Here is a 22,696-nt window from a genome sequence, read left to right on the forward strand (position 1 = left end):
TATATGTTACGTCGGCGTAGCCAAATTCGAGATTATCAAGAAGAAGCACGACTGTTTACACGTCGTGCTATTGTCGCGTTTATCGGCATCGTTTTCTTGGTCGGCGTATTAGTCGCTAACCTCTACAACATTCAAGTTAACCAATTTCAAGATTATAAAACGCGGTCGAATGACAACCGTATCAAGGTTGTTCCTATCGCGCCTAATCGCGGCCTTATCTATGACCGTAACGGTGTGCTTCTCGCGGAAAACCGGCCAGTATTTAGCCTGGAAGTCACTCCTGAAAAAGTGCCGAATATGGATGAAACCCTCAAGCGGTTACAAACCATCCTGCCAATTTCCGAAGATGACATAGAGCAATTTGACAAAGAGCGCCGTCATAGCCGCCGTTTCAATGCCGTTCCACTAATGACGCAACTTACACAGCAGCAAGTTGCGAAATTTTCTGTTCGTCAGCATGAGTTTCCGGGCGTCACCGTCAATGCAGCACTTAAACGCTATTATCCGTATGGTAATGTATTAACTCACGTCATCGGTTATGTCTCTCGCATCAACGACCGAGACATGCAACGCCTAACCCGTGAAGGCAAAGACTCAAACTATCAAGCTTCACGCGACATCGGCAAACTCGGTATTGAACGCTATTATGAGGATATGTTACACGGCACTGCGGGCTACCAAGAAGTGGAAGTCAACAGCCGTGGACGCGTTATTCGTACACTGAAATACGTGCCTCCCGAACCGGGCAAAGATATCGTGTTGAACATTGATATCAACCTGCAGCTCTACGTCGACAAATTGCTTGAAGGCCGCCGCGGTAGTGCGGTGATTTTGGATCCGCACGATAACGGCGTACTCGCCATGGTATCGAGCCCAAGTTATGATCCCAACGCTTTTGTACACGGTATATCGAGTAAAGCCTACTCTGCCCTGCTCAATGATAAAAACCGCCCTCTAGTTAACCGAGCAACGCTAGGCATCTACCCACCAGCCTCAACCATTAAGCCATTAATGGCGGTAGCTGCGCTTACCGAAGGCGTGATTACTCCAAATACAACCCGTAACGATCCCGGTTACTGGCGCATTCCAAACTCCAAGACCAAACCGTTTCGTGACTGGCTACGCTGGGGACATGGAAAAGTAAACGTAACCAAAGCAATTGAAGAGTCAGTAGATACATTCTTCTATCAAGTGGCTTATGACATGGGTATCGATCGTATATCGCGCTGGATGATGATGTTTGGATTTGGTGACTACACGGGGATCGATATCCTTGAAGAAAGCAAAGCGAATATGCCAACCCGTGAATGGAAGATGCAGCGTCACCGCACACCTTGGTATCAAGGTGACACCATTCCTGTCGGTATCGGACAAGGGTATTGGACCGCGACCCCGATGCAGATCACCAAAGCGATGTCGGTACTTGTGCATCACGGTGAAGTCCTGGCGCCACACTTTTTACGCGCAACTATCGATAACGGCCGCAATTTAAGTGAACAAGTAACAGCGGAAGTCGAAACTTACCCGCCGATTGCTGGCGTTCCTGAGCGTTACTGGAATATCGCCATTAACGGAATGTATTTAGTCAACAACGGTAAACGCGGTACCGCGCGCCGTTCATTCAGTGATGCGCCGTATAAGAGTGCAGGTAAATCAGGTACCGCTCAGGTCTTTGGTTTAGGCGAAGATGAAGAGTACAACGCCGATGAAATCGCTGAGCATCTACGTGACCATGCATTATTTACTGGGTTTGCACCTCTCGATTCACCAAAACTGATTGGTACCGTGGTATTAGAAAACGCCGGTGGTGGTTCAAGCCATGGCGCTCCCGTATTAAGAAAGATTTTTGACCATGTATTGCTTGGTGCACAACATAAGGACAATGACTAATGGACTTTGATCCGGCTACTGGGCAAAACCGCTCAGCGTTTGAGCGATTTCATATAGACCTTCCGCTACTGCTTGGCATTTTGGTACTCATGGGCTTTGGTCTGGTGATCATGTACAGTGCCAGTGGTCAAAGCTTAGCCATGATGGATCGTCAAGCGATGCGCATGGCGTTGTCTCTGGGTGTGATGTTACTGTTGGCACAAATCCCGCCAAGAACTTATGAGTCTTTAGCACCGTTTATGTTCTTTATCGGCGTGGGATTACTGCTGGGTGTCCTCCTGTTTGGTGAATCATCAAAAGGGGCGCAGCGCTGGCTTAACCTCGGCTTTGTGCGCTTTCAACCTTCCGAACTGCTCAAGCTTGCCGTGCCGTTAATGGTGGCACGATATATTGGTAAGCGCCCCCTTCCTCCCTCATTCAAAACTTTAGTCGTTTCGTTAGTAATGGTATGCGTTCCGACTATTTTGATCGCCAAACAGCCGGATTTAGGGACCTCCATTTTGATTGCGGCTTCCGGTATCTTCGTGATCTTTTTGGCTGGCATCAGTTGGAAAATCATTATTGCCGCAGCAATGGCACTGGGAGGGTTTGTACCGGTACTTTGGTTCTTTTTGATGCGTGAGTACCAAAAAGTTCGCGTTCGGACGCTATTTAACCCTGAGTCCGATCCGCTTGGTGCCGGTTACCACATCATTCAAAGTAAAATTGCCATTGGTTCTGGCGGTATGGCAGGTAAAGGCTGGCTGCACGGCACCCAGTCTCAGCTCGAATTTCTTCCAGAGCGCCACACTGACTTTATTTTTGCTGTCATTGCCGAAGAATGGGGGCTGATTGGAATTTTGGCGCTACTCAGTGCGTATCTATTTGTGATCGGGCGCGGATTATACCTTGCTAGTCACTCACAAACGGCCTTTGGACGTATGATGGCAGGTAGTATTGTTCTAAGCTTCTTTGTTTATGTATTTGTAAATATTGGTATGGTGAGTGGAATTTTACCTGTTGTTGGCGTTCCTCTGCCTTTAATCAGTTATGGTGGCACCTCAATGGTCACCCTTATGGCTGGCTTTGGTATGTTAATGTCCATTCACACGCACAGAAAAGCGTTCTCGAAGGCAACCTAATTCATGAATTTTAAACAACTGCTGAGCATCTCTGCGCTGATCTTATTCCTCGCAGGTTGCTCTTCTTCATCGGGAAGATACGATATTAATGACGATATCGCACCTTCATCGCCAATTTCAGTCGATCACATTGAAGATGCAATTCCTAAGTTTGAACCCTACAGTTTAGGGGGCAATAAAGATTACACGTTACGCGGTGCCGACTATCAAATCGTCAAAACGACCGAAGGCTTTCGCGAACGCGGACAAGCGTCTTGGTACGGAAAGAAGTTTCATGGCCACTTAACTTCTAACGGTGAAATCTATGACATGTATTCGATGTCTGCCGCACACAAAACATTGCCGCTACCGAGTTATGTTAAGGTCACCAACTTGGATAATGGAAAAACCGCTATTGTCAGAGTGAACGACCGTGGCCCTTTCCACCCAGGACGAATAATCGATTTAAGTTATGCGGCAGCAAAAAAATTAGATGTCCTAAAAACGGGGACAGCCAACGTTGAAATTGAAGTTATAAACGTTGGTAAATCAACGAGTAAACCCAAGACGACTGGCCACCCAAGTTACGTCATTCAAGTGGCTTCATCAAAACAATTGCAACCTTTGCGAACTTTAGTGGCAAATTTGAGTCAGAACTTATCGGTGAGTAGTTTTGTCAACAGTGAGCAAAATCTTCACCGAGGTTTCCTTGGGCCTTTTGACGATTACGCAACGACTCAGGAAACCCTTGAAAAAGTAAAACAATTGGGCCATCCCACTGCCTTCATACGAAAGCAATCAACAGAGCAGTAACCTGAAAGGAAAAAACACGCTAAGGCAAATGCCTAGGGTGGTTTGGGACTCGGTTTCTGGTAAGATACATTCAGTTTAAACAAAAATATAATCATCATGAAAAAAACAACGCTACTAAACTCTTTTTTCGTTACATCAGCTGTCGCGTTTTCTGCAGTGTTTGCAACTTCGACTTTCGCTTCTCCTGTTGTTGTTCCTGATGCGCCTCAAATCGCCGCTAAAGGCTACGTTTTGCTTGATTACCATTCAGGCAAAGTGCTGGCAGAAAAAAATATGGATACCAAACTTTCGCCAGCAAGCTTGACCAAAATGATGACCAGTTACGTCATCGGTCAAGAGCTTAAGCAAGGTAACATTTCCAAAGAAGACGATGTTACGATCAGTAAAAACGCTTGGGCGAAAAACTTCCCTGAATCATCAAAAATGTTCATCGAAGTCGGAACCACAGTTAAAGTTAAAGATCTTAACCACGGTATCATTATCCAATCAGGTAATGACGCGTGTGTCGCGATGGCAGAGCACATTGCCGGTTCTGAAGATGCATTTGTCGACTTGATGAACGCATGGGCAGAAAGCATTGGTATGACCAACACTCATTTTGCCAACGTTCACGGGTTAGATAACCCAGAACTGTACTCAACACCTTATGATATGGCGCTGCTTGGTTCTGCTCTGATTCGTGACGTTCCTGACGAATACGCTCTCTATGCTGAGAAGAAATTTACATACAACGGCATTACCCAATACAACCGTAATGGTTTGCTTTGGGATAAAAGCATGAACGTTGACGGCATTAAAACCGGCCATACCAGCAAGGCGGGTTACAGCCTAGTAAGCTCAGCAACTGAAGGTCAGATGCGTTTGGTTTCCGTTGTGATGGGAACCAAAAGTTCCAATGCCCGTAAGTCAGAAAGTAAAAAGCTACTAAGCTACGGCTTCCGTTTCTTTGAAACTGTAGCGCCACATAAAGCTGGCGAAACTTTTGTTGACGAAAAAGTATGGATGGGTGACAAAGACACTGTTGCTTTAGGCGTCGATAAAGATACTTACGTAACACTACCTCGCGGTCAGGCGAAAAACCTTAAAGCGAGTTTTGTACTTGAAAAAGAACTGGAAGCGCCAATCCAAAAAGGCGATGTCGTCGGTAAACTTTACTACCAACTCAATGATGAAGACGTAGCAGAATACCCATTGATGGCGCTTGAAGATGTTCATCAAGGCAGCCTATTTAGCCGTCTGTGGGACTACATTGTTCTACTATTCAAAGGCTTGTTCTAAACTTGAACATTGTTTGCTAACAAAGGCCGCTCTCGCGGCCTTTGTTGATCGTCAGTTAAAGTGCCGCATAACTTGAGTTCCACATCAAGAGACAGTACTATTCGCCCCGTTTACTTAATAATCGTAACTGGAGTTCCTCTATGCTAACAATCAACTCAGACGCAAAATTGAAAGACCTGCTTGAGTTTCCTTGTTCTTTTACTTACAAGGTCATGGGTTACGCAAAACCAGAGCTTCCAGATCTTGTGTTAGAAGTTATTCAGCGTCACGCGCCAGGTGATTACAACCCGCAAGTCAAACCTAGTGCAAAAGGCAACTACCACTCGGTATCGGTTACCATTAAAGCCACCTCAATTGAGCAAGTCGAAGTGCTTTATAAAGAGCTGGGTGACATTGAAATCGTGCGCATGGTTCTGTAATTTTTTTAAAAGTTAAATTTTTTTTGAAAGCAGCGTTTGCTGCTTTCTTTTTATAATCAATAAGATAAAAAACCTTTAGCCTTTCTAAGGTTAAAAATGTGTTATCAACGTATAGTTCATGACGGCTAAGACGTTTATAATCGCAGCCACTTGTTGATTGAAGATGGATACCCGCATGCAAAACCAGCTGATCGTCAAAAGGCTTGGTCAATGTGATTACTTGCCGATATGGCAAGCCATGCATGACTTTACCGACAACCGCACTGACGAAACCCTAGATGAGATATGGCTTGTCGAACACAATCCCGTGTTTACTCAGGGTCAAGCAGGCAAAGCAGAACATCTTCTCAATACCGGCGATATCCCCGTGGTTCAAAGTGACCGTGGCGGTCAAGTGACTTACCACGGCCCCGGGCAATTGGTTGTCTATTTTTTGATTAACCTTCGCCGCAAAAAACTTGGCGTGCGTGATCTGGTCACGCACATCGAAAATCTTGTCATCAACACGCTTGGTTCGTTTGATATCACAGCAAGCGCAAGGCCGGATGCACCAGGTGTGTATGTTGATGGCAAAAAAATCTGCTCTCTGGGACTGCGCATCCGCAAAGGTTGTTCGTTTCACGGTTTGGCGCTGAACGTCAATATGGATTTGACCCCGTTCTTGCGTATTAATCCATGTGGCTACTCAGGCATGGAGATGGTGCAAGTTAGCCAACTCGGCGGGCCAAGCGACATAGATACCGTTGAACAGCAACTCATTGAACACCTCGTCGAACGATTAGCGTACGAGCACGTAGAATTCAGTACAGAAGCACCTTTCACAGGTAAAGAAGCATGAGCAAACCTATCCAGATGGAAAAAGGCGTTAAATACCGTGACGCTGATAAAATGGCATTGATTCCTGTTAAGAACATGCCAACCGAACAAAAAGAAATCCTGCGTAAACCGGATTGGATGAAAATCAAATTGCCGGCGGATAGCCAACGCATTCAAGACATTAAGTCTGCAATGCGCAAAAATAATTTGCATTCAGTGTGTGAAGAAGCATCGTGCCCTAACCTCGCTGAGTGTTTTAACCATGGCACGGCGACATTTATGATTTTGGGTGCTATCTGTACACGTCGTTGCCCTTTCTGTGATGTTGCCCATGGTCGTCCGTTGACCCCAGAAGCCGATGAGCCGAAAAAGCTCGCCAAAACAATCCAGGATATGAAGCTAAAATACGTGGTGATTACGTCGGTAGACCGTGATGATTTGCGTGATGGCGGCGCTCAACACTTTGCAGACTGCAACCGTGAGATTCGAGCGCTGAACCCAGAGATTCGTATCGAAACACTCGTACCAGATTTCCGTGGGCGCATGGACGTTGCACTGGATTTACTTAAAGACAATCCACCGGATGTGTTCAACCACAACCTAGAAACCGCACCGCGCCTTTACCGTAAGGCGCGTCCTGGCGCGAACTACAAGTGGTCTTTACAACTGCTACAAAAATTTAAACAGCAACACCCTGATGTCCCGACTAAATCAGGTTTGATGATGGGCCTTGGGGAAACCAAAGAAGAGATCGTCGAAGTCCTGAAAGATTTACGTGCCCATGGCGTCACCATGCTGACCCTTGGTCAATACCTTGCGCCAAGCCGTCACCACTTGCCGGTAGAACGTTATGTGCCGCCATCAGAGTTTGATGAATTAAAAGACATTGCTCTGGAACTGGGTTTCACACACGCTGCCTGCGGGCCATTTGTACGTTCTTCGTACCATGCTGACCTTCAAGCAAAAGGTGTAGAGATCAAATAACCAATTCGATCTCTGCCACAAGCTTCGAAAAGGGTTAGTCATTCGACTAACCCTTTTTAGTATTCATCTTGAAAAGGTCGCACAGTGTGGATAGTCTTAATTTAAAACCTCGTGACTAGAAACCTAATTCACGCCATTTCAAGGAACTATTATGAAAAAGCTTGGACTTGCTATGGTGGTTATCGCCGCCTCAGTGGCTGGATGCTCATCCACAACTTCACAAGATAACTACCGCGAAGCCTCATTTGAACTGTGTAACACAGAAGTTGACCTCTATTCTGTAAGCGACGATGGCCGCATTCGTATCGCCTGTGCTGACGGCGCTAAATTCGCACTCGACAGTGAAGACACCTTAACCACAATGCGCGATATCAACATTGACTACTGTGACGGCGAAGGGTTAGGGAAGTTTAATGAAACCAGCAAGTATTACTCGTTTAAGTGCAAATCAGGCACCTTACTAAACATTAATAAGTAACCACAAAAAAGCCCGCGAGTATCGCGGGCTTTTTTATACGAGCCTTTACTGTTAAGCGTAAACAGGTAGACGCTTACAAATCTCAAGCACTTTTTGCTTAGTCTCTTCAATCACCGCTTCACTATTGATGTTATCTAGAACATCACACATCCAATTAGCCAGCTGCTTGGCATCTTCTACGGTAAAGCCACGGCGAGTAATCGCTGGCGTACCAACACGGATACCAGATGTCACAAACGGGCTGCGAGGGTCATTAGGCACTGAGTTTTTGTTCACAGTGATGTTTGCCGCGCCAAGAGCCGCATCCGCCTCTTTACCTGTGATATCTTTGTCGATCAAATCCACTAGGAACAAATGATTTTCTGTGCTGTTAGAGACGATTTTGTAGCCACGCTCTTGGAATTGAGCAACCATCGCTTTTGCATTTTCAACAACACGAGCCTGATAGGCTTTGAATTCAGGTTCCATCGCTTCTTTGAACGCGACGGCTTTACCAGCAATCACGTGCATCAAAGGACCACCTTGGCCACCAGGGAATACCGCTGAGTTCAGTTTTTTATACATGTCTTCGCCAGCGTTTGACAAAATCAAACCACCACGAGGGCCTGCTAATGTTTTGTGAGTTGTGGTGGTCACAACGTGTGCGTGAGGTAGTGGCGTTGGGTAAACACCCGCAGCAATTAGACCAGCAACGTGCGCCATATCAACAAACAGGTAAGCATCAACCTTATCGGCAATGTCACGCATACGTTTCCAATCAACGATTTGCGAATAAGCCGAGAAACCACCAATGATCATCTTTGGTTTGTGCTCTAGAGCAAGCGCTTCCATCTCGTCGTAATTGATTTGACCTTGGGCATCAATACCGTAAGGAATAACGTTGTAGTGCTTACCAGAGAAGTTCACTGGAGAACCGTGAGTCAGGTGGCCACCGTGCGCAAGGCTCATACCTAAAACCGTGTCGCCTGGGTTAAGTAGCGCCATATACACTGCACTGTTTGCCTGCGAACCAGAGTGTGGCTGCACGTTTGCGTATTCACATTCAAACAGTTGGCATGCGCGATCGATCGCGAGAGCTTCTGCTTTGTCGACGTATTCACAACCACCGTAGTAGCGCTTGCCTGGATAGCCTTCAGCGTACTTGTTAGTAAGCTGAGAGCCTTGTGCTTCCATTACACGTGGACTGGTGTAGTTTTCTGAAGCGATAAGTTCAATGTGTTCTTCCTGGCGAAGTGTTTCTTCCTGGATTGCTGCAAACAGCTCGGCATCATAATCTGCGATGTTCATATCACGCTTTAGCATCTGTATCTCCTGACTCAGATTTTTACTGAAAATTGCGAAAAAACCATTCAACGACCAAAAGCAAACGTTTTCGTCACCGTAATATGGCGCGCATTCTACAGAATATACTTAAGGTCATAAAGCGAAAATTTCACTTTTTGTCATGCAGTTTTTTCATGATGACTTACGTCCAGTATAAAGCAATTAAGCTGGGTATATCCCTATTAGCAGAAGTGTCAACTTAGACCTTTACACTGCGTAAAATCATAATTACATAGGTTTACCTTAATTTTCCCTTCCAAGCTACCGAAAATCTGAGGTTTTCCTTAGTATGCTCGTCATATTTCTCATACTTAAATTAAAATTGATGGAAAAACATTCAATAAAGGAAGATTGGATCGCCATTGCAACGGGCACCTTTCTTGTTGCCCAAGGGGTATTCTTTTTAAAATCTGTTGGCTTACTGACTGGAGGAACCACAGGTTTAGCCCTACTCGCGACCCATTTTGTTCCACTCTCTTTTGGCAGTTTGTACTTTTTAATTAATAGCCCATTTTACTTAATGGCTTGGCGGCGATTTGGAGGCACCTTTGCTCTGAATAGTGCGGTGGCAGGCGGCTTAGTGTCGATTCTGGTCGATCATTCTGACTTGGTCATCCATGTCGATATGATTAATGAGATATATTGCGCCGTGATTGGAGGCTTGTTGATGGGCCTCGGTATGCTGATTCTATTTCGCCATCGTGCGAGTCTTGGCGGGTTTAATGTCTTGTGCCTTTACCTTCAAGATAAATTTGGCCTCTCAGTCGGCAAGTCACAAATGGTGTTGGACTGCGCGATTTTGGTGGCGTCATTTTTCTTTGTTTCCTCTCTGACTATCGCCCTCTCGGTACTTGGCGCAGTGGTACTCAATATTGTACTGGCCATGAATCATAAACCAACTCGTTATACCGTTACCTACAGTTAGAGTGGCGATGTCATAATGCAAAAGCCCGCAAACGCGGGCTTTTTAGTCCTCCAAACACACACATGCCGCTAATGTGTCGAACGAGCTTTAACATCATGACTCAATTCAAGATTAAGCTCGGCTTCCACATGACCAGGAGAACGCGTCGAGGCGGAAATGAGGCGATACATTGCAGGAATCACAAACAAGGTAACTAACGTCGCAAATCCCATTCCAAAGAAGATGACCGTCCCGACCGCGACTCGGCTTTCATAGCCAGCCCCTTGAGAGGTAATTAATGGAATCGCGCCAGCTAACGTGGTAAAGGCTGTCATCAAAATTGGCCGCAATCGACGCGCAGCTGCATCCACTATCGACTTTTCAAACTCAATCCCACGATCACGAAGTTGGTTGGCAAACTCAACAATCAAAATGCCATTTTTGGTGACCATGCCAATTAACATAATCATGCCAATTTGGCTGTAGATGTTCATCCCCTCACCCATTAGCCACATGCCAAGAAAGCCGCCAAACACTCCCATCGGAACGGTAAACATCACCACCAGTGGGTTAATGAAGCTTTCAAACTGAGCCGCTAGCACTAAATAAGCGACCAACAAGGCCAAAGCGAAAACCACCAGCACACTCGATTGATTCTCTTTAAAGTCTTTCGACTCCCCTGAATAGCTAACACTGACATCGCCAGGCAACACCTCAAGCGCTTGCTGATCAAGAAAATCGAGCGCCGCCCCTAACGTCGCACCTTGCGACAAATTAGCAGTAACCGTAATCGCTTTCTGTTTATTGTAGTGAGAAAGACGAATCGCAGACGCCACTTCATCAATTCGAGTTAATGCATCCAAGGTCACCAACTCACCTCGCTGGGTACGCATGTATATTTGACTCAGATCGGCAGCATTATTGAAGCTGTTTTCATCACCACGCAGATAAACGTCATACTCTTCACCACGTTCAACAAACGTGGTTTCTTTTTTCCCACCGAGCATCACCTCTAAGGTGTTGGAGATATCGGCGACACTGACTCCCAGCTCTGCAGCGCGCTGTTTATCCACAGTAACCACCAGCTCTGGTGTCTTTTCAGAATAATTAATGTCCGCCCCTTCCATCAAAGGGGAGTCTTCCGCACGTTGTTTGAGTGTCTCGGCTAAACCTTGTAACTCTTGATAGTCCGACCCTCCGATCACAAACTGCACAGGTTCACTCGATCCCCCACGAAACCCGGGCATAAACGGAAACACACGAACATCCGGAATCCCAGCGAGCGCCTTACGTACTTCGCCTAAGGCATTTTGCGCGGTAATATCACGTTCGTTCCAATCATCCAAAATCATGATCACGAACCCCGTTTGATCACCCGCATTACCTCCAAACGCCGGAGATTGAATGCTAAATGACTTTAAGAAACCTTGGCCGAGTAATGGCAACAGTCGCTCTTCGACTAAATCCATATTGGCAGACATACGATTATAACTGGTCGCATCTGCACCACGTACAAAGGCAAAGATAACCCCTCGGTCTTCTGACGGAGTCAGCTGAGCAGGCACCAACTTCAGCAAGCCAAAACTGCCCGCAATACAGGCCAAAATAATCACCGGAGCCGCCCATTTCCAGCGCAGAGCATAGCCAAGCACGCGGCGATAGCCCGTTTCTAAGCGAGAAAATAGATCATCAACCACACGATTAAACCGATTCGGTTTGACATTGGCACTCAGGATTTTGCTGCCTAAAACAGGCGTCAACGTGAGCGCAATGAGAGAAGAGAAAATCACCGACATCGCCAGTAACACCGAGAACTCGGTGAACAGTAATCCAACCATACCATCCATAAAGGATATTGGTAGGAACACCATCACGAGCACCAATGTTGTCGCTATCACAGCAAACCCAACTTCACGAGCGCCTTTATAGGCGGCAAGCAGTGGCTTTTCGCCTCGTTCAATGTGATGGAAAATATTTTCAACCACCACAATTGCATCATCGACGACCAGCCCGATGGATAAGATCAGCGCCATCAAGGTAATCAAGTTGATAGAAAAGCCAAAATAATAGGCCGCAACAAATGAAGAAATGAGAGACACAGGTACCGTGACAGCTGGAATTAAAGTCGCACGTGCTTGACCGATGAAAATATACAGCACCAAAATCACCAAACCGCCCGTGATAAATAGTGTGCTGTAGACTTCAGAGATGGAACGCTCGATAAACACCGTCGAATCATAGTCAATCGCTAAACGCGTTCCTTCGGGCAGAAAGCGCTGCGCTCTATCGACCTCGGCATGCACGGCTTTGGCCACATCCAAAGGATTGGCATCCGATTGAGGAATGACCCCCATGCTCACATTTACCACGCCATCACTTTTAAACGTCGAACTCTCGTTTTCAGCACCGATATAAACATCCGCGATATCTTTGAGATAAATCGGTGAGTTATCACTGGCACGTTTTACCACGAGATACTGGAAATCTTCTGGTGTTTTATAGCTACGAGCCGTGCGTACGGACATAACAATCTGATCATTACGCACTTCTCCACCAGGGCTTTCTAAGTTTTCTTGACGCAAAGCGGTGGTGATATCACTGGTGGTCACGCCACGGCCTGCCATTAATTCGGGCTTTAATTTTACGTACATGACTTTGTACAAGCCACCAGAAATATCCACCGAACTGACGCCCGAAATCAGGCTGAATCTATCCAACAACACGCGCTCAGCGTAATCCGTCAGTTGCGTTCGGTCCATTAGAGATGAACTTAGGTTGATATACACCGAGGCTTCGCCAGAACCGTTATTTTTGAACACAATCGGATCATCTGCCTCTTCAGGTAACGAACGCTGAGCTCGAGCAACCGCATCTCGCACATCGCTCACTCCAATCGTTAAGTCGTAGCCTAAGTCAAAGGTAATGGTTATTCGTGAACTGCCATTACGCGTAGTCGAGGAAATTTCATCAATGCCGCTGATGCCAGACAATTGATCTTCCAGTACCGACGTGATTTGGCTTTCAATGATGGTGGCGGACGCGCCTTCATAACGAGTAGATACCGAAACAACCGGGCTTTCGATATCCGGCATTTCACGTACTGCCAACTTGGAAAACGAGACAAAACCAAAAACACATAGCAGCAAACTTAAAACGATGGCGGCAATTGGCCGTTTAACAGAAACATCAGACAACAACATTACTGATTATCCTCTTGCGCAACCGGGCGTCCATCCTTACCCACTTCAACCACAGCCGCACCATCGCGCATATTAACAATGCCTTGCACAACCAGCTTTTCACCAATTGTCACGCCTTTTTCAATGACCACTTGGTTTTCCACTCGCGCGCCAAGAACCACCTCTCGGCGGTGTGCAATGTTGTTCTCATCCACCACATAAACATAGCGTTTGGTGCCTGAATACTCTAAAGCTTGGACAGGAATAATCGCCGCCTCTAGCGCAGGAAAAGCCAAGGTGGCCGATAGCAGCATTCCTGGTTTTAAAGCTTCATCTTGATTATCAAAATGGATACGTACGCGTAAATTTAGCGTTTCCGCGTTAATGCGGGTATCGACGCCAACAACATGCCCATAAAACGTGCGATCGCCCCACGCACTCGTGCGGGCGGTAACCGCCATTTGTTGTTTGATCAAATTAAGATAACGCTCTGGGACTTGCAGATCCAGTTGCATCACAGACAGGTCATCTAACGTCAACAACGCTTCTCCGCTACTGACCATTTTGCCGCGGCTAAAATCGATGAAGCCAATGCGCCCAGCAAACGGGGCTCGAATATTAAGATCGGCCAAATTGGCGTCAGATGCCGCAAGTCTTGCCTGAGCAATCTCAACGCTCGCCTTTTGAGCGTCAATTTCCGTTTGAGTGATTGCGTTGCGTTTCACCAAACGTTCAAATTCACGCAGCTTTCGCTGCTCATCATGTAAGTACGCTTGGGCTTCTGCTCGTGCCGCGCGAATTTTATCTTCATCCAGCTGGATCAGCAGTTGATTTTTGGTCACCAACTGATTTTCTTTAATTGCGATACGGTCGATTTTCCCGGTCACTTCAGGTGAAATCACGACCGATTGCTCAGCGTCCAATTTGCCCACTAACGTTAATGCTTGGGAAACTTCGTGCATTTCAACCATCTCGGTAATCACCGAAATTGCACGGTTTGCAGCCGCAGTAGAGAAGGTTAAAGTCGAGAGCGCCAATGTAAGTAAAGTCGTTATTGTCGTTTTTGTTTTCATTATGATGGATCTGCGAGTTAAAAACTGATGTTAGTGTAGCGAGATAACAGGGTTTTAAACGTCAAGGAGTGTAAATACAACCAGCAAAAGTGTAAGTAACTTCTCATTACTCTACATCAATTGGACTACAATCGTCCGCTTTGACGAAAAAGGCAGCATTCGGCTCTAATTTCTACAAAAACTCTTTACAGCGTTGCCGAGTTTGTTATGATGCGCTCCGCACTTAGCCAATGTGTTGGGAAAACGTTGGTTGAGCCTATTTTAGATAGGAAAAAACCCTGGAGGGGTTCCCGAGTGGCCAAAGGGAGCAGACTGTAAATCTGCCGGCTCCGCCTTCGATGGTTCGAATCCGTCCCCCTCCACCATCTTCTTCTCAGTAGAGAAAACCTTAATTGACTGTGTTGGGAAAACGTCGATTGAGCCTATTTTAGATAGGAAAACCCTGGAGGGGTTCCCGAGTGGCCAAAGGGAGCAGACTGTAAATCTGCCGGCTCCGCCTTCGATGGTTCGAATCCGTCCCCCTCCACCATCTTCTTCTCAGTAGAGAAAACCTTAATTGGACGTGTTGGGAAAACGCCGATTGAGCCTATTTTAGATAGGAAAAACCCTGGAGGGGTTCCCGAGTGGCCAAAGGGAGCAGACTGTAAATCTGCCGGCTCCGCCTTCGATGGTTCGAATCCGTCCCCCTCCACCATCTTCTTCTCAATAGAGAAAACCTTAATTGACTGTGTTGGGAAAACGTCGATTAAGCCTATTTTAGATAGGAAAAACTCCGGAGGGGTTCCCGAGTGGCCAAAGGGAGCAGACTGTAAATCTGCCGGCTCCGCCTTCGATGGTTCGAATCCGTCCCCCTCCACCATCTTGAAAAGACCCGCTTTTTTAAGCGGGTCTTTTTTTTATAGGTTCTTTCCATCTTACTCCACGTTCTTCCTTTGCTCTTCATGTATTTCATTGAGCAAAAATCAACCAAAAATAATAATTTTTGCGTACTTTCCTTGCTCCTATCTCTATTACAATTTAATCGTCTTCTTAGATAAAAACTGGCTAAAAACCAGACAAAAGCAACAACAAATAACATCAGTAACCAACTGATATTTAAGAAATAATAATACCATTATTTACTTTAAATCCTCTCTAATCCAATATTAATTTAAAACTTAAAAAAACAAATATACAAAATAATAAGCGATTAGGAATAATAAAAAATAAATAACCTCCGCATTCCACTTTAAATAATAAAATAATTACATACTGAGCATGTAATTATTACACTCACCTAGTTGAAATTATTTAATTAAGTTAACAACAGGAAAAGAAAAAAACAAAACCCTTTTAACCATTGATATGACTCGCCTTACTCACCATTTAGCATTAAAAAAACCACTTTATAAAAGTTAAACTTTTAATTATATAAAATGTCCCAATATTAATATAAGCCCTTGTATCAATGTACTTGTTTTATTTTTTTAGACGCGTTAGGTTAAATATAACGCTTAGATAAGAGAGTCTCTACATGCAAAATAAATTGCCGGATCTAGATTTTAATAAGGCTGCAATATTTTTGGATTTTGACGGTACACTTGTCGACCTACAACCCACTCCTGATGCTGTGATCGTCAGCGACTCTTTACGAAAAATGCTGCTACAGTTAAATGAGCACACTCAACATGCACTAGCACTTGTTAGTGGGCGCAGCATTGAATCGATCGATCAGTTGTTAGCACTTCCAGACATCGCCGTCAGTGGTAGTCATGGAATGCAATATCGTTGGGAGTCAACCCAATCCATTCAACACCATCCACAGGTGTCTGCAGTGCCCGACGCACTGGTTCAACAGTGTCAACAGTTTTGCCAACAGCATGGACTTTTGCTGGAACAGAAACCGCTATCGATAGCGATACATTATCGGAGTCACCCCGACATGGAACGTCAGGTTGAAAACTTTTTGAGCACGCTAATCGGCAGCGCGACGCAGCTCGAAATTCAAACAGGCAAATTTATTCGCGAAGTCAAGCCGCGAGGCATTGATAAAGCCTCAGCGCTCGCTCAGTTTATCCAATCATCCCCTTTTGCTGGACGTATCCCTTGGTACTTTGGCGATGATGTCACTGACGAACATGCTTTTGCTTGGGTCAAGCAGCACAATGGTATTTCGGTCAAAATTGGCGATGGAGACAGCTGTGCTGACTATCACCTGTCCTCACCGCAACACGTCCTTGAATATTTTCTTAAGAATTTAACCAGCGAGGAAGACTATGCACGACAATAACCTAGAACTAGCACTGATCGGTAACTGTAGAATTAGTGCACTCGTCAACAAAATGGGGGAAATCGTCTGGTGCTGCATGCCTCGTTTTGACAGCGACCCCGTATTCGCTTCATTGCTGAAAAGCGGAAATAAAGAAGATTTAAACGGTACTTATGGTATTGACGTTGATGGATTTAGTCACAGCGAGCAACAATACCAAAAAAATACGGCGATTTTAAAAACCACCCTCTACGATCAAAGCGGTAATGGCGTGGTGATCACTGACTTTGCTCCGCGCCTTTGGCAATACGGCCGTACCCATAGACCAGTCACGATTATGCGCATTCTTGAGCCCATTGGCTCACCCAAAATTCGCGTACGTATTCGCCCAGCGGATAACGAGCAAGACACCGCATATCAACGTCTTGAAGGCAGTAATCACATCAAATTCAATGGTGCGACCCAATCGCTTCGCCTCACGACCGATATTTCCGTGACCAGCATTCTTGATGAAAAGTGGTTTATACTCGACCGTAAATCACATCTTATTTTTGGCTCCAACGACAGCATTGAAGAGCCGATTCAACAGCTAACCCAGCGCTTTTTGCATGAAACCGAGACAAGCTGGCGAGAGTGGGTGTGTAACCTCGCCATTCCTTATGAGTGGCAAGATGCGGTTATTCGCTCGGCAATCACTCTTAAACTCAGTGCTTTTGAAGATACCGGCGCTATTGTCGCGGCAATGACCACCTCTATTCCCGAAGCTAAAGACACCGAACGTAACTGGGACTACCGCTTCTGCTGGCTACGCGACAGTTACTTCACTGTTCATGCCTTGAATCGCCTTGGTGTCACCGGGACTATGGAGCAATACCTTCATTACTTGGTCAACCTTGCGGCAACCGTTGATGATGAATACCTACAGCCGGTATTTTGCATCAATGGTGATAAAGAAATGGAAGAGCGCATTATCACCAAGCTTGATGGTTATCGAGGCATGGGTCCTGTGCGTTTTGGTAACCAAGCGGCGGACCAAATTCAGCATGACGTCTATGGTGCGATTGTACTCTCAGCGACTCAAATGTTTTTTGATGAACGCATTCGCAAACCCGACGATAAACGCTTATTCCCACTGCTAGAGACCGTGGGAGAGAAAGCCGTGAAGTACTACAATCAGCCAGATGCTGGCTTGTGGGAGCTGCGTGGCAGTCAACATATTCATACGTTCTCCAGCATGATGTGCTGGGCCGCAGCAGACCGCTTAGCCAAAATCGCCAAGTCCCTGCAACTTCATGGCCGTCAAGAATATTGGCAACGTCATGCGGACCAAATCCGTCAGGATATCGACCAACACGCCTTTAATACTGAGTTAAATAGCTACACCGCAACGTGGGGCGGTGACACTATGGATGCAAGCTTGCTACTTGCTTGCTCATTAGGCTATGTCAAAGGTGACGATCCGCGCTTTGTCGGTACAGTGGAATCAATCGAAGATCAGCTGCGTCCGCAAGGCAGTAAATATATTTTCCGCTATGTGATTGAAGACGATTTTGGCGCGCCAGAAAATGCCTTCACCATTTGCTCCTTCTGGTACATCGAAGCACTGGCAGCGATTGGTCGCGTCGAAGAAGCCCGAGAGTTATTTGAAGACTTACTTGAGCGCCGTAACCACGTTGGATTGTTATCTGAAGATTTAGAGCCGAACACAGGTGAATTGTGGGGTAACTTCCCGCAAACCTACAGTATGGTCGGCATAATTAATTGTGCACGTATTTTGAGTCAACGTTGGGAGGATGAACTATGAGTCGATTAGTCGTGGTATCCAATCGGGTCGCGAGGCCCGATTCTCTAAACAGTGGGTCGCAAGGCGGCCTAGCTGTTGGAGTGCTTGCTGCAATGGCAGAAGCAGGAGGATTGTGGTTCGGCTGGAACGGAAGAATTGAAAACCGCCCAACCACAGAAGTTCGTGAAGAGCGACGCAACAATATTGATTTTGTCACTATTGGTTTACGACAAAACGAATACAACAATTTTTATCTAGGCTATGCCAATAGCGTCCTTTGGCCACTGTTTCACCAACGGCCGGATTTGATGGCGTATCGTCATAACTATCGTATGGGCTATCTAGGAGTGAACCGCAAATATGTCAACCAGTTACTGCCTTATTTAAAACCGGATGACACAATTTGGATTCATGACTATCAGTTAATTCCAATGGCGCAAATGCTGCGCGAAGCTGGCGTAAAATGCCCAATTGGTTTTTTCCTACATACCCCATTCCCATCTTATGACCTGTTAAGAGCACTGCCCGACTACAAGCAGATGCTCAATGAACTGCTTCATTACGATTTAGTGGGTTTTCATACCAAAATCGATGAACACAATTTCCATGAATCGATTCGCTATGGGCTCGGTGGTACAGTGCCACCTTCTGGTCTGGTTGATTGTAAAGGCCACAATGTGCAAACCGGGGTTTATCCCATTGGCATTGAAGCCGATGAGATGTCACGCTTAGTTCAAGTCGGTAAAAATTCCAAAGAGTACCAACAGCTGGAAGAGGAGCTTGGCGAACGCAAGTTAATTATGGGCGTCGATAGGCTAGATTACAGTAAAGGTATTTTCCGCCGCATTCAGTCCTATGAACAATTGCTTAAAAACCACGCTGAAATGCATCGCAAAATCGTATGTATGCAGGTTGCACCAACGTCTCGTGGTGATGTAAAAGCGTACTCAGAATTAGCTCAGCGTATTGACCAAGTCGCAGGCCACGTTAACGGTACGTACGCAGACTTCGACTGGACACCTCTAAGATATATAAACCGCGGTTTTCGTCGACGTACTATTCTCGCTTTATATAACTTGGCTCATGTCGGCTTTGTGACGCCATTACGCGATGGGATGAATCTTGTCGCCAAAGAATATGTGGCTTCGCAAGATCCCGAAGATCCAGGCGTTCTTGTTCTATCAGAAACCGCGGGCGCTGCGGCAGAGTTAACCGATGCGGTTATCGTTAATCCATACGATACTGAAACGGTTGCTAAACGCTTGGCCGAAGCGATACAAATGCCACAAGACGAACGTGTAGATCGCTGGCAAAAAATGATGGCCATTCTGCGTAAGAATGATATTCACGCTTGGCAGAAAAACTTCCGTTCCGACCTTAAGGCGCTGCCTCACCCGGCTCCAGAGCAATCACTCGTCGTCAGCTGATTCATTCCCAGCCCGCGTAAAACTACCGAACTCAGCCAGTCCTTGCCTTACAAAGACTGGCTTTTTACCGCATTAAATTCTAATTATCTACAGCGCAGTTTTTAAAGATTGTGCCTTTAAATTCCAATCGCGCTTCATTCCCTTTGGTAAAGAGCATGATCGGGTGATAGGTATCCGGCGTATCATTGGCTAAGATGTAGCGAGCCCCTGAGCCCGAGCGAATACGTTTTAACGGATAGACTTTCTCTGATAACCCTAATTCAGCGATGTGGCCATCCGGCGCATAGCCTACCGAGAAGCGTTCACCTGATTCACATCGATAAATCAGTGGAGCACCATAAGTATGCTGCTCGAAAGAGCTGCAGGCCGTTAAGTAAAAAGACACCAGTAACCCAATTACTAAAGAAGACTGTTTTCTCATTCCCACTCCTTAGCCGTTAGCAATAAAAAAGGTCGCTTTGCGACCTTTAAGTATAATGCTATTTGCTGAGATAACCGGGCACGTCAGCCAAACTGTTTAACACCGCATCGGCCAGTGCTTCTCCTTGCTCGGTTATGGGTTTACCGGTTTTGACCAAAATTTTCGTACCAACGTCTGCCGATGCTGCCGCCATAAGGTCTTCTGCTTTGTCCCCAACCATCACCGAGTTGGCCATATCGATTTTCAAAAAATCCCGAGCCGAAATGAACATGCCTGGTTTAGGTTTTCGGCAATCACACTCTTCTTTATATTTGCCTTGACCAAATTCAGGATGATGCGGGCAGTAGTAAATACCATCGAACTCAACGCCATTATCAACGAAGTTCCAGTCCATCCATTGGGTTAATGACAAGAAACGGTCTTCGCTAAACTTACCGCGCGCAATTCCTGACTGATTGGTGACTAACACCAACTGATAGCCCATTTGCTTAAGCTGTTTACACGCTTCAAATACCCCTTCGATAAATTCGAAGTCGTGTTCATCATGGACGTATCCGTGGTCAACATTAATCACGCCGTCACGGTCTAAAAACACTGCTGGTTTAGCCAAAACTTACTTCTCTTTCTTAACTCAAAATGGTTGTTAGGAATTATTGCACGCTTTATTTCTTTCATCACTATCTAATTCCGAAAAGACAGTGCATTCTGCTGCATTTAGCCGTCTAGACGTCAAAATATCTATTGACTTGAATCCTTGAAACCCCTAGCATCTGCTAACAAATGAGATTTAGCTCAAAATATTCTACTGAATTCCCTGTACAACGAATGAACAGGTTGTTAAATGATTGAAATTAATCAAGTAAACAAAGTCTTTTACCAAGGCCACAAAGAAATTCACGCATTACGAGACATCAACTTGAAAATCACTCAAGGAACGATTTTCGGTGTCATCGGTTCATCAGGTGCAGGGAAGAGTACACTGATCCGCTGTGTGAACATGCTAGAAGCGCCAACCACTGGCGATATTATCGTCGACGGTGTGAACCTGACAACACTATCAAAACGTGAGTTGAGTGAAGCTCGTCGTAACATCGGGATGATCTTTCAGCATTTTAATTTGCTGTCGTCACGCACTGTGTTTGAAAACGTTGCTTTACCCTTAGAGCTCGCCGGTAAAGAGAGTTCGCACATTGAAACCAAAGTGGCAGAGCTGTTAGCCCTTGTTGGTCTTGCCGATAAACGCGATACCTATCCAGCCAACCTTAGTGGTGGACAGAAGCAACGTGTGGCCATTGCGCGAGCACTGGCATCTGATCCGAAAGTATTGTTGTGTGATGAGGCGACCAGCGCGCTTGACCCGGCAACAACCCATTCCATTTTGGAACTACTAAAAGAGATCAACCGCAAGCTGCACATCACTATTTTGCTGATCACGCATGAAATGGATGTCGTAAAAAGCATCTGTCATGAAGTCGCGATCATCGGTGATGGTGAATTGGTGGAAAAAGGCACAGTCGGTGAAATCTTCGCTCATCCTAAAACGGCTTTGGCGCATGAATTCATTCGTTCAACCTTGGACCTTTCAATTCCTGAAGACTACCAAGCTCGCCTGCATCAACAACCTGTTGAAGGGAGTCATCCGCTGGTTCGCTTAGAATTTACTGGTGCCACAGTAGATGCACCGCTTATGTCGCAGATAGCGCGCAAATTCAATATCGACGTCAGCATTCTGAGTTCTGACCTTGATTACGCTGGCGGCGTTAAGTTCGGCATGATGGTGGCAGAGCTGTATGGTGCAGAACAAGATGGCAATAGCGCTCTGGTTTTCCTAGATGAACATAACGTAAAAGTAGAGGTATTAGGTTATGTCCTTTAATGACATTGCAACATGGATGGATTTGAACTCTAAGCTGCTTCTTACTGCAACTTGGGAAACCCTATATATGGTCGCCGTTTCTGGCCTCGTGGGCTTTGCGTTAGGGATTCCTCTCGGTGTTATTCTTCACACCACCAAGAAAGGCGGTTTGTTGGAAAACTCAAAACTCAATAACGTGCTTGGTGCCATTGTTAACATTGGCCGCTCCGTACCTTTCTTAGTGCTAATGGTTGCCATCATTCCAGTCACCAAAATGTTGGTTGGCACGTTTATTGGCACCACGGCGGCCATTGTTCCCCTCACCATCGGCGCCATCCCGTTTGTTGCCCGCTTGATTGAAGGTGCACTGCTAGAAGTGCCTACGGGCTTGGTGGAAGCGGCACAATCTATGGGAGCGACTCCCATGCAAATTATTCGCAAAGTATTGCTGCCAGAAGCGATGCCGACCATTATTAATAGCGTAACCATCACACTTGTTACCTTAGTCAGCTATTCCGCAATGGCGGGGACGGTCGGGGGCGGTGGCCTTGGCGACGTGGCGATACGCTATGGCTTCCATCGCTACGATGTCGTGATTATGGCCGTGACCGTAGTCATGCTTATCGTACTGGTTCAAATTATTCAATCTATCGGTGATGCCATTGTTCGCCGTGTCGATCATCGATAATCAAAGCTATATAACAA

General features: G+C 46.0%; 19 protein-coding genes and 4 tRNA genes. 18 read left to right on the plus strand and 5 right to left on the minus strand.

Translation table 11 applies throughout. From position 1 onward, the window contains the following. The first annotated feature begins 3 nt into the window (after positions 1-3). From mrdA to M1D72_RS17740, 8 genes are all read left to right on the plus strand, one after another. Complete coding sequence (mrdA, locus tag M1D72_RS17705; protein ID WP_390189006.1) at positions 4-1,890, plus strand: penicillin-binding protein 2; 1,887 nt, start codon at positions 4-6, stop codon at positions 1,888-1,890. After that, positions 1,890-3,011: a rod shape-determining protein RodA gene (gene rodA / locus M1D72_RS17710; protein ID WP_390189005.1), complete on the plus strand. Its 1,122-nt coding sequence runs from the start codon at positions 1,890-1,892 to the stop codon at positions 3,009-3,011. The genes mrdA and rodA overlap by 1 nt, the downstream gene beginning before the upstream one ends. A gap of 3 nt (positions 3,012-3,014) precedes the next feature. Beyond that, positions 3,015-3,803, plus strand: coding sequence for a septal ring lytic transglycosylase RlpA family protein (locus M1D72_RS17715; protein WP_390189004.1), 789 nt, complete (start codon positions 3,015-3,017; stop codon positions 3,801-3,803). A 96-nt stretch (positions 3,804-3,899) separates the two neighbouring features. Continuing rightward, positions 3,900-5,081: a serine hydrolase gene (locus M1D72_RS17720; RefSeq protein WP_390189003.1), complete on the plus strand. Its 1,182-nt coding sequence runs from the start codon at positions 3,900-3,902 to the stop codon at positions 5,079-5,081. Between the two features lie 140 nt (positions 5,082-5,221). After that, complete coding sequence (gene ybeD / locus M1D72_RS17725) at positions 5,222-5,500, plus strand: DUF493 family protein YbeD (protein ID WP_390189002.1); 279 nt, start codon at positions 5,222-5,224, stop codon at positions 5,498-5,500. A gap of 175 nt (positions 5,501-5,675) precedes the next feature. Beyond that, positions 5,676-6,338 carry a lipoyl(octanoyl) transferase LipB gene (gene lipB / locus M1D72_RS17730; RefSeq protein WP_390189001.1) on the plus strand — a complete coding sequence of 221 codons (663 nt, stop codon included), beginning with the start codon at positions 5,676-5,678 and terminating at the stop codon, positions 6,336-6,338. Beyond that, a complete protein-coding gene (lipA, locus tag M1D72_RS17735; RefSeq protein ID WP_390189000.1) occupies positions 6,335-7,300 on the plus strand; it encodes a lipoyl synthase in 966 nt (321 codons plus the stop codon). The genes lipB and lipA overlap by 4 nt, the downstream gene beginning before the upstream one ends. A 151-nt stretch (positions 7,301-7,451) precedes the next feature. Beyond that, entirely contained in the window at positions 7,452-7,778 is a 327-nt protein-coding gene (locus M1D72_RS17740) for a hypothetical protein (protein ID WP_456296055.1), read from the plus strand. A 51-nt stretch (positions 7,779-7,829) separates the two neighbouring features. Here M1D72_RS17740 and glyA read toward each other — a convergent pair whose 3' ends face one another. Continuing rightward, the gene (gene glyA, locus M1D72_RS17745) at positions 7,830-9,080 is read right to left on the minus strand and encodes a serine hydroxymethyltransferase (RefSeq protein ID WP_390188998.1); all 1,251 of its coding nucleotides are present in this window, start codon (positions 9,078-9,080) and stop codon (positions 7,830-7,832) included. Positions 9,081-9,426: 346 nt separating this feature from the next. Between glyA and M1D72_RS17750 the strand changes: the two genes are divergently transcribed. Beyond that, positions 9,427-10,026: a YitT family protein gene (locus tag M1D72_RS17750; RefSeq protein WP_456296056.1), complete on the plus strand. Its 600-nt coding sequence runs from the start codon at positions 9,427-9,429 to the stop codon at positions 10,024-10,026. A 68-nt stretch (positions 10,027-10,094) separates the two neighbouring features. On the opposite strand, the gene vexH is transcribed toward M1D72_RS17750, so the two are convergent. Both vexH and M1D72_RS17760 read right to left on the minus strand, forming a co-directional pair. Beyond that, a complete protein-coding gene (vexH, locus tag M1D72_RS17755; RefSeq protein ID WP_456296057.1) occupies positions 10,095-13,205 on the minus strand; it encodes a vibriobactin export RND transporter permease subunit VexH in 3,111 nt (1,036 codons plus the stop codon). Further along, positions 13,205-14,257, minus strand: coding sequence for an efflux RND transporter periplasmic adaptor subunit (locus tag M1D72_RS17760; RefSeq protein ID WP_456296058.1), 1,053 nt, complete (start codon positions 14,255-14,257; stop codon positions 13,205-13,207). Before M1D72_RS17760 ends, vexH begins: the two co-directional genes overlap by 1 nt. A 280-nt stretch (positions 14,258-14,537) precedes the next feature. On the opposite strand from M1D72_RS17760, the gene M1D72_RS17765 reads away from it, so the two are divergent. The 7 genes from M1D72_RS17765 (at position 14,538) to M1D72_RS17795 (ending at position 19,715) form a co-directional block, all read left to right on the plus strand. Then, positions 14,538-14,622: transfer RNA gene (locus M1D72_RS17765), tRNA-Tyr, on the plus strand. 79 nt (positions 14,623-14,701) lie between these two features. Further along, positions 14,702-14,786: transfer RNA gene (locus tag M1D72_RS17770), tRNA-Tyr, on the plus strand. 80 nt (positions 14,787-14,866) lie between these two features. Continuing rightward, positions 14,867-14,951, plus strand: a tRNA-Tyr gene (locus M1D72_RS17775). Positions 14,952-15,031: 80 nt separating this feature from the next. Next, positions 15,032-15,116, plus strand: a tRNA-Tyr gene (locus tag M1D72_RS17780). A 654-nt stretch (positions 15,117-15,770) separates the two neighbouring features. Next, on the plus strand, positions 15,771-16,526 hold the full coding sequence (gene otsB, locus M1D72_RS17785) for a trehalose-phosphatase (RefSeq protein ID WP_456296059.1): 756 nt from the start codon (positions 15,771-15,773) through the stop codon (positions 16,524-16,526). After that, positions 16,513-18,309 (plus strand): glycoside hydrolase family 15 protein, encoded by a 1,797-nt coding sequence (locus M1D72_RS17790; RefSeq protein WP_456296060.1) that lies wholly within the window; start codon positions 16,513-16,515, stop codon positions 18,307-18,309. The genes otsB and M1D72_RS17790 overlap by 14 nt, the downstream gene beginning before the upstream one ends. After that, the gene (locus M1D72_RS17795) at positions 18,306-19,715 is read left to right on the plus strand and encodes an alpha,alpha-trehalose-phosphate synthase (UDP-forming) (RefSeq protein WP_390188992.1); all 1,410 of its coding nucleotides are present in this window, start codon (positions 18,306-18,308) and stop codon (positions 19,713-19,715) included. The genes M1D72_RS17790 and M1D72_RS17795 overlap by 4 nt, the downstream gene beginning before the upstream one ends. Positions 19,716-19,794: 79 nt before the next feature. On the opposite strand, the gene M1D72_RS17800 is transcribed toward M1D72_RS17795, so the two are convergent. Both M1D72_RS17800 and gmhB read right to left on the minus strand, forming a co-directional pair. Beyond that, positions 19,795-20,136 (minus strand): MliC family protein, encoded by a 342-nt coding sequence (locus M1D72_RS17800; protein WP_456296061.1) that lies wholly within the window; start codon positions 20,134-20,136, stop codon positions 19,795-19,797. A gap of 58 nt (positions 20,137-20,194) precedes the next feature. Then, entirely contained in the window at positions 20,195-20,746 is a 552-nt protein-coding gene (gmhB, locus tag M1D72_RS17805; protein WP_390188990.1) for a D-glycero-beta-D-manno-heptose 1,7-bisphosphate 7-phosphatase, read from the minus strand. A gap of 231 nt (positions 20,747-20,977) precedes the next feature. Here gmhB and metN point away from each other — a divergent pair, with 231 nt between their 5' ends. Further along, on the plus strand, positions 20,978-22,012 hold the full coding sequence (gene metN, locus M1D72_RS17810; protein WP_390188989.1) for a methionine ABC transporter ATP-binding protein MetN: 1,035 nt from the start codon (positions 20,978-20,980) through the stop codon (positions 22,010-22,012). After that, a complete protein-coding gene (locus tag M1D72_RS17815) occupies positions 22,002-22,679 on the plus strand; it encodes a methionine ABC transporter permease (RefSeq protein ID WP_390188988.1) in 678 nt (225 codons plus the stop codon). The genes metN and M1D72_RS17815 overlap by 11 nt, the downstream gene beginning before the upstream one ends. The last annotated feature ends 17 nt before the right edge of the window (positions 22,680-22,696 follow it).

The sequence above is a fragment of the Vibrio sp. AK197 genome, from assembly GCF_053903115.1.

What these genes read in the sequence shown, in the direction of transcription:
- M1D72_RS17715 (WP_390189004.1), top strand. Translation starts at nt 3,015, where the DNA reads ATGAATTTTAAACAACTGCTGAGCATCTCTGCGCTGATCTTATTCCTC.
- mrdA (WP_390189006.1), top strand. Translation starts at nt 4, where the DNA reads ATGTTACGTCGGCGTAGCCAAATTCGAGATTATCAAGAAGAAGCACGA.
- lipA (WP_390189000.1), top strand. Translation starts at nt 6,335, where the DNA reads ATGAGCAAACCTATCCAGATGGAAAAAGGCGTTAAATACCGTGACGCT.
- M1D72_RS17790 (WP_456296060.1), top strand. Translation starts at nt 16,513, where the DNA reads ATGCACGACAATAACCTAGAACTAGCACTGATCGGTAACTGTAGAATT.
- M1D72_RS17795 (WP_390188992.1), top strand. Translation starts at nt 18,306, where the DNA reads ATGAGTCGATTAGTCGTGGTATCCAATCGGGTCGCGAGGCCCGATTCT.
- M1D72_RS17815 (WP_390188988.1), top strand. Translation starts at nt 22,002, where the DNA reads ATGTCCTTTAATGACATTGCAACATGGATGGATTTGAACTCTAAGCTG.
- M1D72_RS17800 (WP_456296061.1), bottom strand. Translation starts at nt 20,136, where the DNA reads ATGAGAAAACAGTCTTCTTTAGTAATTGGGTTACTGGTGTCTTTTTAC.
- glyA (WP_390188998.1), bottom strand. Translation starts at nt 9,080, where the DNA reads ATGCTAAAGCGTGATATGAACATCGCAGATTATGATGCCGAGCTGTTT.
- metN (WP_390188989.1), top strand. Translation starts at nt 20,978, where the DNA reads ATGATTGAAATTAATCAAGTAAACAAAGTCTTTTACCAAGGCCACAAA.
- vexH (WP_456296057.1), bottom strand. Translation starts at nt 13,205, where the DNA reads ATGTTGTTGTCTGATGTTTCTGTTAAACGGCCAATTGCCGCCATCGTT.
- lipB (WP_390189001.1), top strand. Translation starts at nt 5,676, where the DNA reads ATGCAAAACCAGCTGATCGTCAAAAGGCTTGGTCAATGTGATTACTTG.
- rodA (WP_390189005.1), top strand. Translation starts at nt 1,890, where the DNA reads ATGGACTTTGATCCGGCTACTGGGCAAAACCGCTCAGCGTTTGAGCGA.
- M1D72_RS17720 (WP_390189003.1), top strand. Translation starts at nt 3,900, where the DNA reads ATGAAAAAAACAACGCTACTAAACTCTTTTTTCGTTACATCAGCTGTC.
- otsB (WP_456296059.1), top strand. Translation starts at nt 15,771, where the DNA reads ATGCAAAATAAATTGCCGGATCTAGATTTTAATAAGGCTGCAATATTT.
- M1D72_RS17750 (WP_456296056.1), top strand. Translation starts at nt 9,427, where the DNA reads ATGGAAAAACATTCAATAAAGGAAGATTGGATCGCCATTGCAACGGGC.
- ybeD (WP_390189002.1), top strand. Translation starts at nt 5,222, where the DNA reads ATGCTAACAATCAACTCAGACGCAAAATTGAAAGACCTGCTTGAGTTT.
- M1D72_RS17760 (WP_456296058.1), bottom strand. Translation starts at nt 14,257, where the DNA reads ATGAAAACAAAAACGACAATAACGACTTTACTTACATTGGCGCTCTCG.
- M1D72_RS17740 (WP_456296055.1), top strand. Translation starts at nt 7,452, where the DNA reads ATGAAAAAGCTTGGACTTGCTATGGTGGTTATCGCCGCCTCAGTGGCT.